We start from the raw sequence: 13,520 nt of genomic DNA, 5'->3' as shown, positions 1-13,520 counted from the left end.
CCGCGTCAGGCGCTGCGGATTGCCTGCAACAACTCGTCGTGGATCAGGCCATTCGTCACGACCTTCTCCAGATCCTCGTCGCGCGAGTCCCGGCCGTCGACCGTCGTCACCCGGCCGGCCGCCGACCGCGCCAGCGGCATCGCCGCGGCGTGCGAGACGATGTCGGCCTTGAGCCCGATGAAGGCGTCGAGCCGCCCGGCCGCCACCAGCGACATCTCAAGGCCGCCGGAGACGATCACCCGCACGCCCCGGCACAAGCCGGCAAGGCGGCGGATGACATCGCTCGTCCGGTTCGCGTCCTCGGCGCTGTAATGCGAAGTCAGGCAGATCGAGACGACGGCATCGCTCAGGCGACGGGTGGCCGAAACGCGCGCCGGCCGGTCGTCGACCGTGGCGATGCCTCCCTCGGCGAAGCGTGCGGAAAGCCCTGCGAGCGGCGCATGGGTCAGGCCGAGCACGGTGCGGCCCTGTTCCTGATAGGCCATGGTCACGGAAAACCAGGGCAGGCCGGAGGCGTAGTTCACAGTGCCGTCGAGCGGATCGATGATCCAGCGTGGCGCCTGTTCCGAACCGGAGAAGCCGGCCTCTTCCGAGAGGATCGCGGCCTCCGGCGTGAGGGCGCGCAGGCCGTCGACGACCAGGCGCTCGGAGGCGAGATCGGCGGCCGTGACCACATCGTTCAATTCCTTGCGGGTGACGCCGAGCTCGGCGCCCTGCATCCGCACGAGCACCTCGCCGGCCCGGCGGGCGAGGCCGTCGGCCTGGTCGAGCAGGGCGAGAAGGCGTGGTTCGGTCATCGGGCAGGCACCGTTCGCGGCTTTCCGGGATAGGCGGGATCGAGCACGAAATCCCGGCGCGGTCCATAGTCGCCGATCGGCTGGAGATGGCTGACCATCCCGAGGGCGGGCTTCCAAACATGGAGCGCCAGCGCCGGCGGCTCCATGACGAACTTGTTTTCCGTGCCCGGCCTGAGATCGAGCGCGACCTGATGGGCGGTGCCGGGCACGACATAGCCGATGGCGCCGGCGAAGCGTAGCTGGATCGGCCGGTGGTAATGGCCGCAGAGCACGCGCTCGATCTCGGGATGATCGGCGATCAGGCCGGCGAAGCCCGGCGAGACCTTGCAGGGCATGATGTCCATGCCGTCGACGCCGACGGGGAAGGGCGGATGGTGCATGAAGATCACCGTCGGCTTGCCCTGTCCCTGCGCGAGCTGCTCGGCGAGCCATGCCTCGCGGGCGGCGCAGATTTCGCCGCCATCCTCGCCGGCGACGACGGTGTCGAGCCCGATCAGCCGGACCGGGAAATCGTCGACGACGTAATGCAGGAAGCCCGTCTGCGGCAGGTAGGGGTGATCGGCGCGCAATTCAGCGGCGAAGGTGTCGCGGCGGTCGTGATTGCCGGGTATGACATAGACCGGCATCGGCAGGCGTCGCAGCACTGCGCGGACGATGCCGTATTCCTCGGGCAGGCCGCAATCGGACAGGTCTCCGGTGACCAGAACGCAGTCGGGCCGCGGCTCCAGCTTCAGGATCTCGTCCACGGCGCGTTCGATGGCAGGATTGGTCTCGACGAGGCCATAGGCGGGGTCGCCATGGGGGCGGGCATGAAAGTCGCTGATCTGGGCGATGATCATCAGGGACGTCCGGTGACAGGGAAAACGGAAGCCGCCCGGTCACGAAGGAACCGGGCGGCGATGGGCCGGAACCGAGGCGTGGCCGCTTATTTCATCAGGGCTTCGGTCTCGGAGACGATGCGCTCGATGCCGGCCTTGGGCTGGATCTCGCCGCGCATCACGCCGGCGACGACCTCGCGCTGCTGGCGCCAGATGCGCACCGAATTGCCGCCCGGATAGCCTTCCCACGGGGCGGCGCGGGAAACCTGCCCGTTGATCGTGCGGAAATTGGCGTTTTCCTTATAGAACGGGCCGAGGAAGGCGTCCTCGCCGGCGCGCAGATTGGTCGGCATGTAGCCGGCGGTCTCGACGACGATCTTCTGGGCTTCGGGGCCCGTGACGAACTTGATGAACTCCCAGGCCGCCTTCTGCTTGGCCGGGTCCTTCGCCGTGATCAGCGCCGCGTTGCCGCCGGTGGGCAACTTGCCCTTGGCCTTGTCGTCGACCGGGAAGAGCGCGGTCTTCAGCGTGAAGCGGTCGCCGACCAGGTCGGTAACCTGGCGCAGGCGGGCGGGAGTGTCGAAGAAGATGCCGATCTTGCCGGCGATGAACTGCTGGCGCGACTGGTCCCAGTCGATCAGCGGCATGCTGCCATCGGTGACGAAGCTGCGCAGCAGCGACAGCGTCTTCTCGCCGACCTCACCGCCGAAAGCGACCTTCTTGCCGTCGGCCGACAGCATGGAATGGCCGCCCTGCAGGATCACGCCGCGCCAGAGCCAGTCATCCGGCCAGTCATGGATGTTGTAGGCCATGCCGGCGGTGTCGCCGCTGCGGATCTTCTTGGCGAGCGCGACGGTGTCGGCCCAGTTGTCCGGCATCTTGTCGGGGTCGCCGCCGGCCTTCTTCACGAGCTCGGCATTGAAATACATCAGCGGCGTCGAGGCGTTGAAGGCAAGGCCGACCTGCTTGCCGCCGACCTGGGCGAGCGAGAGCAGCGCATCGGAATAATTCGCCTTGCGCCATGCTTCCGGCTCGGCCTTGAGCAGCGGGCCGAGATCGACGACCTGCTTGCGCTTGTCGAGGCTCTCGACGAGCTCGGTCAGCAGGTGGAAGCCGGAATAGTAGACGTCCGGCAGCTGGTTGGTCACCGACGAGCGCAGCATCGCCTGATGGCCTTCGTCATAGCTTGCGGCCGGCGCCCGGAAATTGATCTTGATGTCGGGGCGCTGCTTCATGAATTCCGCGGCGATCGGCTCGTGGAACTTGGCGAAGGCTGGGAAGGCATAGAGCACATCGAGCGTGACCTGGGCCTTCGCGGCCGTCGAGGCGGCGAGGGTCAATGCCGCCGCGGCAAGGATTTTGCCGAGAGGTTTCATGCGTGATCTCCTTGGCATGGACAGCGGGGCTGTCGGGTTGCAGTTGCTTCAGGCCTGGACTCTTGGCGGGGCGGGCGGCCGCAGGGCCGCTACTTCACTCCGGTCATGGTGATGCCGTCGATGAACCGGCGACGGGCGACGAGGAAGGCGATCACGAGCGGCGCGGTCAGGATCGTGGCCGCGGCGGTCAGCGCGCCATAGTTCGACCCGGTCTCGGCATCGGCGAAGAACATCATGCCGAGCGGCGGCGGCGCGAGCCTGGCATCGGAGATGACGATCAGCGGCCAGTAGAGATCGTTCCAGTGCGCCACCGCCGAGAAGACCGAGAAGGCGGAAATCGCCGGCCAAGCGCTCGGTGTGACGACGCGCCAGACGATCTCGAACTCGCTCATGCCGTCGAGCCGGGCGGCGTTGATGATGTCGTCGGGAAAGCCGCGGAAGAACTGGCGGAACAGGAAGATGGCGAAGACCGAGAGGAAGAACGGCACCATCATCGAAAAATAGGTGTTGAGCAGCCCGAGCTGGGCGAGCGCGATATAGAGCGGCATCGCCGGCACCTGGACGGGGATGCACAGGCCGAGCAGCACCAGCACGAAGAGCGCGTTGCGGCCGGGAAAATCAAGCTTCGCCAGCGCATAGGCACATGGGATGGCGACGAGAAGCTGCACGACCAGGATGCCGCCGCAGAGGATGACGCCGTTCAGCGCGAAGCGCAAAAGCGGCGCCTTCTCCATGGCGAAGCCATAGTTCTGCAGACCGTAGAACTGCTTCGGCCAGAGCGAGATCTCGGCGCTGAAGATCTCAGCCGGCGGCTTGATCGAGGTCACCAGCATCCAGACGAAGGGCGCCAGCATGAAGATCGCGCCGGCGATCAGCACGACATGGACCAGAACGAGGGTCAGGAAGCGCCTCAGCACCGGATGGGTGGGCGTGACCGGGGCGGCAGGAAGGGCGAGATCGGTCATCAGTAGTGCACCTTCTTGTCGAGGGCGAAGGTCTGCACGGCCGAGAAGACGAGGATGAACGCGAGGAAGATGAAGGTCAGCGCCGCTGCATAGCCGGTGCGGAAGTACTGAAAGCCTTCGAGATAGATGTTGTAGAGCAGCACCTCGGTGGACCCGACCGGACCGCCACGCGTCATCACAGCCACCGTGTCGAAGATCTTGAAGGCGGTGATCATCGTGGTGACCAGGACGAACATCGTCGTCGGCCCGAGCAGGGGCCAGGTGATGGTCAGGAAGCGGTCGATGCCGCTCGAGCAACCGTCGATGTCGGCGGCTTCGTAGAGATCGCGCGGGATCGCGGTCAGCCCGGCGAGGAACAGGATCATGTTGAAGCCGACGAGCTGCCAGATGCCGATCACGGCGAGCGTCGCCAACGCGGTCGAGGGCTCGCTGAGGAAGGCGATCGGGCCGATGCCGAGCCATTTCAGCAGGCCGTTGACCGGGCCGAGCGAGGGATGGAGCAGGAACTGCCAGACCGTCGCCATCGCGATCAGCGTCGAGGTCACCGGCAGGAAATAGACCACCTCGTAGAAGGAGCGGGTGCGCTTGCGCCGATGCACCAGCACGGCGATCAGGAGTGCGCCGAAGACGCCGCCCGGCACGACGATGGCGACGTAGAGCAGCGTGTTGACGAGCGAGCGCCGGATGATCGGATCGGCCAGCGCCTTCTGGAAGTTGGCAAGGCCAACCCAGTCCATGTCGACGCCGCCGAACTCGTAATTGGTGAGGCTGAGCCAGAGCAGGACGGCGAGCGGCAGCAGGATCGTCAGCAGCAGCAGGATAAACGCCGGCAGGGCGAAGCCGAGCCCCGTGACGCGCTCGATCCAGAGCCTGCGGCGCGCGCCGGGCGCAAAGCCCGCTGATGAGGCGAGGGCGATCGTCATGCGCCGGCCCTCAGCGGCACCACGGAACCGGCGGCCGTGCCCGGGCCGCGCGGCTCGACGCGCTCGCCATCGGCGGCGAAGATGTGGGTTGCGGACTCGTCGAAGCCGAGCGTGACCTCGGCGGCCTCGTTCACGCCGGCGGCCGCGGTCGGCGTCGCGCGCATCGTCACACCGGTGGCATCGCGCCCGGCGAGGTCGAAATGCAGGATGTATTCGGAACCGAGATTCTCCTTGCGCCGCAGGCGGGCCGAGAACCAGGCACGGCCGCTGCCGCCGGGTTCGCCACGGACCAGCGAGAGCGCCTCGGAGCGAATGCCAAGCGTCACGGCCTGCCCTTGCGCCAGCGGGACGCCGAGCGCCAAGGGCCGGCCGAAGAGTTCGAGGCGGCCGCCATTCGCGACCGTTGCGGGCAGCAGGTTGATCGCCGGGCTGCCGATAAACTGGGCAACCTTGAGCGAGGCCGGCTTTTCATAGAGCTGGGAGGGCGTGCCGAGCTGCAGAACGGAACCCGAATCCATCATCGCGACGCGGTCCGACATCGTCATCGCCTCGACCTGGTCATGCGTCACGTAGATGAAGGTCGCGCCGAGACGCTTGTGCAACTCGGCCAGTTCCGTGCGCATATGGACGCGCAGCTTGGCGTCGAGATTGGACAGCGGCTCGTCCATCAGGAAGACGTCGGGATTGCGCACCATGGCGCGCCCGAGCGCGACGCGCTGGCGCTGGCCGCCGGAGAGCTGGGCCGGCTTGCGCGCCAGCAGATGATCGAGCTGGAGCTGCGCCGCGACCGCCGCGACATCGACCTCGATGCCGCGCATCACGCTGCGGCGCTGGGCGGAAAGCCGCCGCAGCAGCGGCAGGCGCTGCCAGAGCTTGAGCCGCGACATCGTCAGGGGCAGGGCGATGTTGGCGCCGACGCTCATATGCGGATAAAGCGCATAGGACTGGAAGACCATGGCGACGCGCCGCTCATGCGGCCGCAGATGATCGACGCCGCTGCCGCCGATCGCGATGCTGCCGCTATCCTGATGCTCGAGGCCGGCGATGATCCGGATCAGGGTCGATTTTCCGCAGCCGGACGGTCCGACCAGCGTCAGGAACTCGCCATCGGCGATATCGACATCGACGCCGCCCAGAACCTTCGTTGGTCCGAAGGATTTGGCGATCGAGGACAATGTGACCTTGGCCATGGCGTTCGCCTTTCTGCGGCCTTGCGGGCCTTTCGTTGGGCGTGTTCGGCCCGGCGCCCGCAGGCAGCCGGGGAGGCGTTCAGGCGGCGTGCGGCGGGTAGACCTCGTGGATCACGTCATCGATCCAGAGTGTCTTCAGCGCGGATATTTCGTGGATCTCGGCCGTGAAATCCCGTCCTTCGAAGGCGTAGGAGACGGCGCCGAGCGTGGTCGTGCCGGCCATGCCTGGCTGCAATTTGGGCCCGACGACGAAGCCGGATGACGGCCCCCAGATGTAGCGCGTGCCGGCGATCGTGAAGTCATGCGCGCGGTGCAGATGGCCGCTGGCAACGAAGGCAACCTCATGGCGGCGAACGAGATCGAGCAGATGCGCGCGCGGCCGCGGCGGCACGCTCCAATAGCCCATGTCGCTCTCGTCGGGCGCCTGGACGAAAAGCGGGCGATGCATGAACCAGCCGAGGCGACGGCCCTGCGCTTCGGCGATCTGCCGGTCGAGCCAGGCGAGCTGGCGTCTTTCCTCGGTCTCGTCGCTGCCGAACAGCATCGAGTTGAGACCGATCAGCCGCCAGTCCTCGAGGTCGCGGACCCAGAAATCTTCGCCGAGATGCTGGCGCCAGCGCCCGAGGCGGGCATCGTTCACCGGCTGATGTGGGTGATAGGCTTCGCCAACATCGTGATTGCCGGGGATGCTGAGCACGGGCACGCTGAGCGTGTCGAGGAGGACGCGGCAATGGCGCATGTCCTCGTCGATATCCGCGCCATCGACCGTGACGTCGCCGGTATGGATGATGAGATCCGGCGCCTGCGCGGCGAGCCAGTCCGTCAGCGGCGTCCAGTTATCGGCGAAATGCCGCTTGGTCGGGCTCAGATGCGTGTCGGAAATCTGCACGATACGCTGCATGTCCCCTCCGGAATTCGCCACTTGATCGGGCGACCGTCTCATCCCGGCGCGAACGCCGGGCAGCGGCTTTGCCTTGGACCATACAAATGAATGATTGATGACACAATTGTATTTTAAGCGTTTATTCACCTCGCTTTGGCCGAAGACCGTTGCCGGCTAGAGATTCGTGCTCTGCGGTAGGATCACGAGATCGCGAACCGTGACGTTGCGCGGTCGTGTAAGCATGAAACGTACGGCTTCCGCCACCTCCTCGGCCTCGGTCGGGCCGCCGCGGGCGCGCTCGACGTCGAGCTTCTCTTGCGGCCAGTCGGCGAGGCTGGCGGGAGCGCGTCAAGGATGAGGCTCGCACCCTTGTGGTCGCTCATCTGGCCTTCCGAGAGCGGCATGACGATCGGGCGGCCGATCCCGTCGCGGACGGTGCGGAGCTTGGAGTTCAGCCCGCCCTTGGTTCGCCCGATACAACGGGGAACAGCCCCTTTTCGAGCAGGCTCGCCGCCGTGCGATGGGCCTTGAGATGCGTCGCGTCGATCATGATGCGCTCGGGCTTGGGCCCCTCGCCGGCGAGCCCGGCGAAGATCCGGTCGAAGACGCCGAGCCGGCTCCAGCGGATGAAGCGGTTGTAGAGCGTCTTGTGCGGACCGTAGCCCTTGGGCGCGTCCTTCCACTGGAGGCCGTTGCGGATCACGTAGACGATGCCGCTCACGACACGCCGGTCATCGACACGTGGCGCGCCGTGCGAGAGCGGAAAATGCGGCTCGATCCGACACATCTGACGCTCGCTCAGCAGGAACAAATCACCCATCACGGTATCCTCCCGGACACCGTGAATCACAGCTCAAACCAAATTAACAGGTCCTGAGCCTAGCTCTTCGGACGTCCCGGCGCGGGAGATTGACGCGATTGCATCATCTCGTCCCTAGCAGCTATGAATCGGCGCACGCGATGCCTTGCGTGCGACATGCACAGAGGCGGCCATGCGCATCGAGAACGACCCGAAACTCGACTTCCGCGACGTGCTGATCCGGCCCAAGCGCTCGACGCTCGGCAGCCGGGCGCAGGTCGACGTCAACCGGACCTTCCGCTTCGCCCATACCGGCGCCGACTGGAGCGGCTTTCCGCTGATCGCGGCCAACATGGACGTGGTCGGCACCATGGCGATGGCGCGGGCGCTCCTGAAGCACGGCGCGATGGTGGCGCTGCACAAGCACTACGACGTCGACGAGCTGATCGCCTTCTTCCGCGAGCCCGAGGCCGCCAACGCCTTCTACTCGCTCGGCACGACAGACGCCGACCACGACAAGCTCAAGGCGGTGCATGCGCAATCGCCGATCACGAAGATCTGCCTCGACGTGGCGAACGGCTACACGGAAAAGTTCGTCGACACGGTCAAGGCGACACGCGCCGCCCTTCCCGACGCCGCGATCATGGCCGGCAACGTCGTCACCGGCGACATGACCGAGGCGCTGATCCTGGCCGGAGCCGACATCGTCAAGGTCGGCATCGGACCGGGCTCCGTCTGCACGACGCGCAAGATGACCGGCGTCGGCTATCCGCAGCTCTCGGCGATCATCGAATGCGCCGATGCGGCGCACGGGCTCAAAGGCCTGGTCTGCGGCGATGGCGGCTGCACCGTGCCGGGCGACCTCGCCAAGGGCTACGGCGCGGGCGCGGATTTCATCATGTTGGGGGGCATGCTGGCCGGCCATGACGAATGCGAGGGCGACATCCGCTACGAGGAGCGCGACGGCGAAAAGGTGCCCGTCGGCATGACCTTCTACGGCATGTCATCGGACACGGCGATGAAGCGCTATGCCGGCGGCGTCGCCAAGTACCGCGCCTCGGAAGGCAAGACCGTCGAGGTGGCCTATCGCGGCCCGGTCGAGGGCACGATGCTGGAGCTGACGGGCGGCGTGCGCTCGGCGATGACCTATATCGGCGCGGTCCGGCTCAAGGAGATGCCCAAGCGCACCACCTTCGTCATGGTTGGCAGCCAGCTCAACACCGTCTTCGGCGGCTGACGAACCGCGATACGAAAAAGCCGGCCCTCGGGCCGGCTTTCCGCAATTCGGACGGCCCAAAGCTCAGACGCGCGCCCCGGCGCGGCTGCGGTCGCGCCGGCGGTCGGCGGCGGGCTGGTAGGCGATGCGGGCATGGTAGCTGCAATAGGGCATGCCGGTCTGCGAGCGGCCGCCGCAGAAGCGGAACTCCGGCGTGGTCGGATCGCCCATCGGCCAGCGGCACATGTATTCGCGCAGGTCCATGATGGTGACGCGCTCGGAGAACGGCACCACCACATCCTCCGACAGGGCCGGAGCCGGCGCGGCCTGCGGATCGGCCTCCGCATCGGGCCGGAACTGCTGGGCGAGCGCATTGGCGCCCCGCGTCATGGCGCCGCCGTTGCCGCCGCCCATCGGGTGGCTCGGCGAGCGCGTCGAGGGCTTGCGGGCGGGCGTCGCCCGCGGCGCGCCGGACGAGGCCGGGCTCTTGGCGCGGCCCGACAGGCCGAGACGGTGCACCTTGCCGATGACGGCGTTGCGCGTGACGCTGCCGAGTTCGCCGGCGATCTGGCTGGCGCTCAGGCCGTCGTTCCAGAGCTTCTTGAGCAGCTCGACGCGCTCTTCGGTCCATGCTCCGGCTTCGTTCATCGGCTTCACCTGTCGTTGTCGAGGCCAGCGACTCGCGGGCTGGCCTTACGGGCGGGTCGTGGCGGAATCCGATACCGCCGGCGCCCGCGAACAACGGGGGCCGTGACAGCCGAAACTGACGGTAACTGGGTGCGCCGCACGAGATGTCGTATCTGACGAAGACGACCATACAAGATGTCCGGACTCTGCGACAAGAGTCCGCGAATCGGATTTCGGCTTTTCCCCAGGCAAAGGCGCAGGACCGGTCAAGGTGAATCTTTTCGGCAACGCTGACGCAGAGTCAGGTTGATCTCATCTGGCCGTCGGACCAAGCGCCGGAATTGACAGCGCCGGGGCCGTTCAGCATAGTCTTGGCCAGAGCTGCCGCCCCGTTTGGGCGGCGCTTATGTTTTGAAGGATCGGAGGCTCGACCTTGTCGGATCCCGGGCCTCACGAGATTTGGATCATGCGGATGACGATGCGACGAGAGGCCCGGACACGGCAGCGACGATGATGTCGCCGGCAGGTCGCATGCCGACGGCACGATGCCGCCCATGCCCGTCTGCCTCACGCGCCCAGTCCAGCTCGCCTCGCCCCTTCGTCACGAGGATCGTCTCCGATGACTTCCGCCTCTTCTTCGCCGTCCGCCGCGTCTTCCGTCCTGCTGCCGACCTATGCCCGCGCGCCCGTCGCCTTCGAGCGCGGCGAAGGGCCGTGGTCGATCACGGCGGACGGCGCGCGCTATCTCGATTTCGGCGCCGGCATCGCCGTCAATGCGCTCGGCCACGCCCACCCGCATCTGGTCAAGGCGTTGACCGAACAGGCCGGCAGGATCTGGCACACCTCGAACCTCTACTCCATGCCGGACGGCGAGAAGCTGGCGCGCAGGCTCTGCGAGGCGACCTTCGCCGAACGCATCTTCTTCACCAATTCAGGCGCGGAAGCCAACGAGTGCGCCATCAAGATGGCGCGGAAATATCATGCCGCGAAGGGCCAGCCGGAGCGCTTCCGCATCATCACCTTCGAGGGCGCCTTCCACGGCCGGACCCTGGCGACGATCGCGGCCGGCGGCCAGCAGAAATACATCGACGGCTTCGGCCCCAAGGTCGACGGCTTCGACCAGGTTCCGTTCGACGACGAGACGGCGCTGAAGGCCGCGATCACGCCCGAGACGGCCGCGCTGATGATCGAGCCGATCCAGGGCGAGGGCGGTCTCCGGTCCGTGCCGCCGCGCTTCCTCAAGCGGCTGCGCGAGCTTTGCGACGAGCACGGGCTGATGCTGATCCTCGACGAGATCCAGACCGGCGTCGGCCGCACCGGCAAGTTCTTCGCCCATGAGCATCATGGCGTCACGCCCGACATCATGTCGATCGCCAAGGGCATCGGCGGCGGCTTCCCGATGGGCGCGTGCCTCGCGACCGAGGAAGCCGCGTCCGGCATGACGCTCGGCACCCACGGCACCACCTTCGGCGGCAACCCGCTCGCCATGGCGGTCGGCAACGCCGTGCTCGACGTGGTGCTGGCGGATGGCTTCATCGCGCGCGTCGCGCGGATGGGACTGCGGCTGCGGCAATCGCTGGCGCAGCTCAAGGACCAGCATCCTCAGGTGATCGAGGAGATCCGCGGCGAGGGCCTGATGATCGGCCTGAAGCTGCGCACGCCGAACACCGATTTCGTCGCGGAAGCGCGCGCGAACGGCCTGCTCGTCGTCGCGGCCGGCGACAATGTCGTGCGCCTGCTGCCGCCGCTGATCATCGGCGAGGAGGAGGCCGGCGAGGCGGTGGCGCGGCTCGACCGCGCGGCGCGCGCCATCGAGGCGACGCTGAAGCGGCCGGCCGCCGAATAACGCACCAGAACTCCGATCTCCCGATGACGAAGGACGCGCCAGTGACGCGCCATTTCCTCGATCTTTCCGATTTCTCCGCCGCGGAGCTGCGCGCCATCCTGCGCAAGGGCGACGAGATCAAGGCGCGCCGCCGCACCCCGGAGGCGGCGGGCGACCGGCTGCTCGATGGCAAGGTCGTCGCCATGATCTTCGAGCAGCCCTCCCTGCGCACCCGCGTTTCCTTCGATGTCGGCATCCGCGAGCTCGGCGGCTCGCCGATGATGGTCACCGGGCAGGAGATCGAGCTCGGCGAGCGCGAGACCATCGCCGACACGGCCCGCGTGCTGTCGCGCTATGTCGACGCGATCATGATCCGCATGCTCGACCATGACTCCGTGGTCGAGATGGCGAAACACGCCACCGTTCCGGTGATCAACGGCCTGACCAAGCGCCAGCATCCCTGCCAGGTCATGGCCGACGTGATGACCTTCGAGGAGCGCAAGGGTTCGATCAAAGGCAAGCGCATCGCCTGGACCGGCGACAGCAACAACGTGCTGACCTCCTGGATCCATGCCGCCGGCCGGCTCGATTTCGAGCTGGCGATCGCGACGCCGGACGAACTGGCGCCGCCGCCGGCCCTGCTCGACTGGGCCCGCGATCATGGCGCGAGGCTCCGACTGACCTCGCGGCCGGAAGCGGCGGTCGAGGGCGCCGATTGCGTCATCACCGATTGCTGGGTCTCGATGGGCGACGAGGAAGGAACGCGCCACAACCTGCTGCGGCCCTATCAGGTCGACGAGCGTCTGCTCGGCCGCGCCGGGAGGGACGCGATCTTCATGCACTGCCTGCCGGCCTCGCGCGGGGAGGAGGTGACGGACGCCGTGATGGACGGGCCGCAATCGGCCGTGTTCGACGAGGCCGAGAACCGGCTGCATGCGCAGAAGGGCATCCTGGCCTGGTGCTTCGGCGGGGTCTCGGCCTGATGGCGGGCTCCGACATCGGCACCGCCGATCCCAGCGCGGCCGATCCGGCGCTCGACGATCGCGTCGTGCCGTTCACCGTGCCCGATCTCGACGTGCGCGGGCGGGTGGTGCGGCTCGGGCCCTCGCTCGACACCATCCTGGCCAGGCACGACTATCCGGAACCCGTCGCGCGCGTGCTCGGCGAGGCGGCCGCACTCGCGGTCCTGCTCGGCACGGCGCTGAAATTCGAGGGCCGCTTCCAGCTCCAGACCAAGAGCGACGGGCCGATCTCGATGATGGTCGTCGATTTCAACGCGCCCGACAGCTATCGCGCCGTGGCGCATGTCGACGAGGCCAAACTGGCGGAGGCCATTGCTGCCGGGACGCTGAACACGGGCGAGCTGCTCGGCGAGGGCCATCTCGCCATGACGGTCGATCAGGGCACGCAGGCGACGCGGTATCAGGGCGTGGTGGCGTTGACCCGGCAGAGCCTGGAAGAGGCGGCGCATCAGTATTTCCGCCAGTCCGAGCAGATCCCGAGCCGGATCAGGCTCGGCGTCGGCTCGATCGTCACCGGCGAAGGCCGGCGCTGGCGGGCGGGCGGCTTGCTGGTGCAGTTCATGCCGCATTCGGTCGATCGCCTGCGCGCCGCCGACATCCATCCGGGCGATGCGCCGGAAGGCCATGAGATCATGGCCGATCCCGATCCCGACGGCATCAGCGACGACGCCTGGACCGAGGCGCGCTCGCTGGTCGAGACGGTCGAGGATCACGAGCTGCTCGATCCGCTGCTGGAGAGCGAGCGGCTGCTCTACCGGCTCTTCCACGAGCGCGGGGCGCGGGTGTTCGAGCCGGCGCTGGTGCACGAGGCCTGCCGCTGCTCGCGCGCGCGCGTGCTCGGCATGCTGCGCGGCTTCACGGCGGAGGACCGCAAGGCGATGGTCGCCGATGACGGCATGCTCGGCGTGACCTGCGAGTTCTGCTCGCGGCGCTATGTCTTCGCCGCGAGCGAGGTCGAGGAGGGGCTGGCGACGGGGGCGTGACCTCTCCGCCGCCCTCCCTCTCAGAACTCCTCCCATCCGGCGTCTCCGGCGCGAGCGTTGGCGGCCTTCCTGGCCGGTGGGCGCGGGGCGGGGGCG

12 protein-coding genes and 2 pseudogenes are annotated in these 13,520 nt (G+C 67.4%); 4 read left to right on the top strand and 10 right to left on the bottom strand.

The window, feature by feature from the left end; all coding sequences use genetic code 11:
* Nucleotides 1-5: 5 nt before the first annotated feature.
* From AC1RRW_RS15970 to AC1RRW_RS15930, 9 genes and pseudogenes are all read right to left on the bottom strand, one after another.
* Complete coding sequence (locus tag AC1RRW_RS15970; RefSeq protein WP_492901792.1) at nucleotides 6-797, bottom strand: inositol monophosphatase family protein; 792 nt, start codon at nucleotides 795-797, stop codon at nucleotides 6-8.
* Nucleotides 794-1,636: a phosphodiesterase gene (locus tag AC1RRW_RS15965; RefSeq protein ID WP_492901791.1), complete on the bottom strand. Its 843-nt coding sequence runs from the start codon at nucleotides 1,634-1,636 to the stop codon at nucleotides 794-796. Before AC1RRW_RS15965 ends, AC1RRW_RS15970 begins: the two co-directional genes overlap by 4 nt.
* 86 nt (nucleotides 1,637-1,722) lie before the next feature.
* Nucleotides 1,723-2,991 (bottom strand): ABC transporter substrate-binding protein, encoded by a 1,269-nt coding sequence (locus tag AC1RRW_RS15960; protein WP_492901789.1) that lies wholly within the window; start codon nucleotides 2,989-2,991, stop codon nucleotides 1,723-1,725.
* An 89-nt stretch (nucleotides 2,992-3,080) separates the two neighbouring features.
* Nucleotides 3,081-3,845, bottom strand: coding sequence for a carbohydrate ABC transporter permease (locus AC1RRW_RS15955; RefSeq protein ID WP_492901998.1), 765 nt, complete (start codon nucleotides 3,843-3,845; stop codon nucleotides 3,081-3,083).
* 110 nt (nucleotides 3,846-3,955) lie between these two features.
* Nucleotides 3,956-4,879: a carbohydrate ABC transporter permease gene (locus AC1RRW_RS15950; RefSeq protein WP_492901787.1), complete on the bottom strand. Its 924-nt coding sequence runs from the start codon at nucleotides 4,877-4,879 to the stop codon at nucleotides 3,956-3,958.
* Entirely contained in the window at nucleotides 4,876-6,069 is a 1,194-nt protein-coding gene (locus AC1RRW_RS15945) for an ABC transporter ATP-binding protein (RefSeq protein ID WP_492901786.1), read from the bottom strand. Before AC1RRW_RS15945 ends, AC1RRW_RS15950 begins: the two co-directional genes overlap by 4 nt.
* Before the next feature lie 79 nt (nucleotides 6,070-6,148).
* Nucleotides 6,149-6,970 carry a metallophosphoesterase family protein gene (locus tag AC1RRW_RS15940; RefSeq protein WP_492901784.1) on the bottom strand — a complete coding sequence of 274 codons (822 nt, stop codon included), beginning with the start codon at nucleotides 6,968-6,970 and terminating at the stop codon, nucleotides 6,149-6,151.
* A 156-nt stretch (nucleotides 6,971-7,126) separates the two neighbouring features.
* Nucleotides 7,127-7,291 (bottom strand): annotated as a pseudogene (locus AC1RRW_RS15935) (glucose dehydrogenase); the annotation flags it as partial.
* Nucleotides 7,285-7,772 (bottom strand): annotated as a pseudogene (locus AC1RRW_RS15930) (IS5 family transposase); the annotation flags it as partial. The pseudogenes AC1RRW_RS15930 and AC1RRW_RS15935, both read right to left, overlap by 7 nt.
* 172 nt (nucleotides 7,773-7,944) lie before the next feature.
* Between AC1RRW_RS15930 and AC1RRW_RS15925 the strand changes: the two are divergent.
* Nucleotides 7,945-8,988, top strand: coding sequence for a GMP reductase (locus AC1RRW_RS15925; RefSeq protein ID WP_492901782.1), 1,044 nt, complete (start codon nucleotides 7,945-7,947; stop codon nucleotides 8,986-8,988).
* 63 nt (nucleotides 8,989-9,051) lie between these two features.
* Here the strand turns inward: AC1RRW_RS15925 and AC1RRW_RS15920 are convergent, their stop codons facing one another.
* Nucleotides 9,052-9,615 carry a GcrA family cell cycle regulator gene (locus AC1RRW_RS15920; protein WP_492901780.1) on the bottom strand — a complete coding sequence of 188 codons (564 nt, stop codon included), beginning with the start codon at nucleotides 9,613-9,615 and terminating at the stop codon, nucleotides 9,052-9,054.
* A gap of 598 nt (nucleotides 9,616-10,213) precedes the next feature.
* Between AC1RRW_RS15920 and AC1RRW_RS15915 the strand changes: the two genes are divergently transcribed.
* From AC1RRW_RS15915 to AC1RRW_RS15905, 3 genes are read left to right on the top strand one after another with little or no spacing between them, the layout of a single operon-like run.
* Nucleotides 10,214-11,440 carry an aspartate aminotransferase family protein gene (locus AC1RRW_RS15915; protein ID WP_492901778.1) on the top strand — a complete coding sequence of 409 codons (1,227 nt, stop codon included), beginning with the start codon at nucleotides 10,214-10,216 and terminating at the stop codon, nucleotides 11,438-11,440.
* Between the two features lie 23 nt (nucleotides 11,441-11,463).
* Nucleotides 11,464-12,402 carry an ornithine carbamoyltransferase gene (gene argF, locus AC1RRW_RS15910; protein WP_492901777.1) on the top strand — a complete coding sequence of 313 codons (939 nt, stop codon included), beginning with the start codon at nucleotides 11,464-11,466 and terminating at the stop codon, nucleotides 12,400-12,402.
* Nucleotides 12,402-13,424: an Hsp33 family molecular chaperone gene (locus tag AC1RRW_RS15905; protein WP_492901996.1), complete on the top strand. Its 1,023-nt coding sequence runs from the start codon at nucleotides 12,402-12,404 to the stop codon at nucleotides 13,422-13,424. Before argF ends, AC1RRW_RS15905 begins: the two co-directional genes overlap by 1 nt.
* Nucleotides 13,425-13,520: the final 96 nt, after the last annotated feature.

Source organism: Allobosea sp. GW821-FHT12C12, assembly GCF_058807355.1.
Note: the sequence above shows the minus strand (reverse complement) of the source record. Positions and strands in the feature narration are given on the sequence as shown.

Bases quoted from the DNA above. Each gene is read 5' to 3' on its own strand.
- AC1RRW_RS15970 (WP_492901792.1), bottom strand. From the start codon at position 797: ATGACCGAACCACGCCTTCTCGCCCTGCTCGACCAGGCCGACGGCCTC.
- AC1RRW_RS15965 (WP_492901791.1), bottom strand. From the start codon at position 1,636: ATGATCATCGCCCAGATCAGCGACTTTCATGCCCGCCCCCATGGCGAC.
- AC1RRW_RS15960 (WP_492901789.1), bottom strand. From the start codon at position 2,991: ATGAAACCTCTCGGCAAAATCCTTGCCGCGGCGGCATTGACCCTCGCC.
- AC1RRW_RS15955 (WP_492901998.1), bottom strand. From the start codon at position 3,845: ATGCTGGCGCCCTTCGTCTGGATGCTGGTGACCTCGATCAAGCCGCCG.
- AC1RRW_RS15950 (WP_492901787.1), bottom strand. From the start codon at position 4,879: ATGACGATCGCCCTCGCCTCATCAGCGGGCTTTGCGCCCGGCGCGCGC.
- AC1RRW_RS15945 (WP_492901786.1), bottom strand. From the start codon at position 6,069: ATGGCCAAGGTCACATTGTCCTCGATCGCCAAATCCTTCGGACCAACG.
- AC1RRW_RS15940 (WP_492901784.1), bottom strand. From the start codon at position 6,970: ATGCAGCGTATCGTGCAGATTTCCGACACGCATCTGAGCCCGACCAAG.
- AC1RRW_RS15925 (WP_492901782.1), top strand. From the start codon at position 7,945: ATGCGCATCGAGAACGACCCGAAACTCGACTTCCGCGACGTGCTGATC.
- AC1RRW_RS15920 (WP_492901780.1), bottom strand. From the start codon at position 9,615: ATGAACGAAGCCGGAGCATGGACCGAAGAGCGCGTCGAGCTGCTCAAG.
- AC1RRW_RS15915 (WP_492901778.1), top strand. From the start codon at position 10,214: ATGACTTCCGCCTCTTCTTCGCCGTCCGCCGCGTCTTCCGTCCTGCTG.
- argF (WP_492901777.1), top strand. From the start codon at position 11,464: ATGACGAAGGACGCGCCAGTGACGCGCCATTTCCTCGATCTTTCCGAT.
- AC1RRW_RS15905 (WP_492901996.1), top strand. From the start codon at position 12,402: ATGGCGGGCTCCGACATCGGCACCGCCGATCCCAGCGCGGCCGATCCG.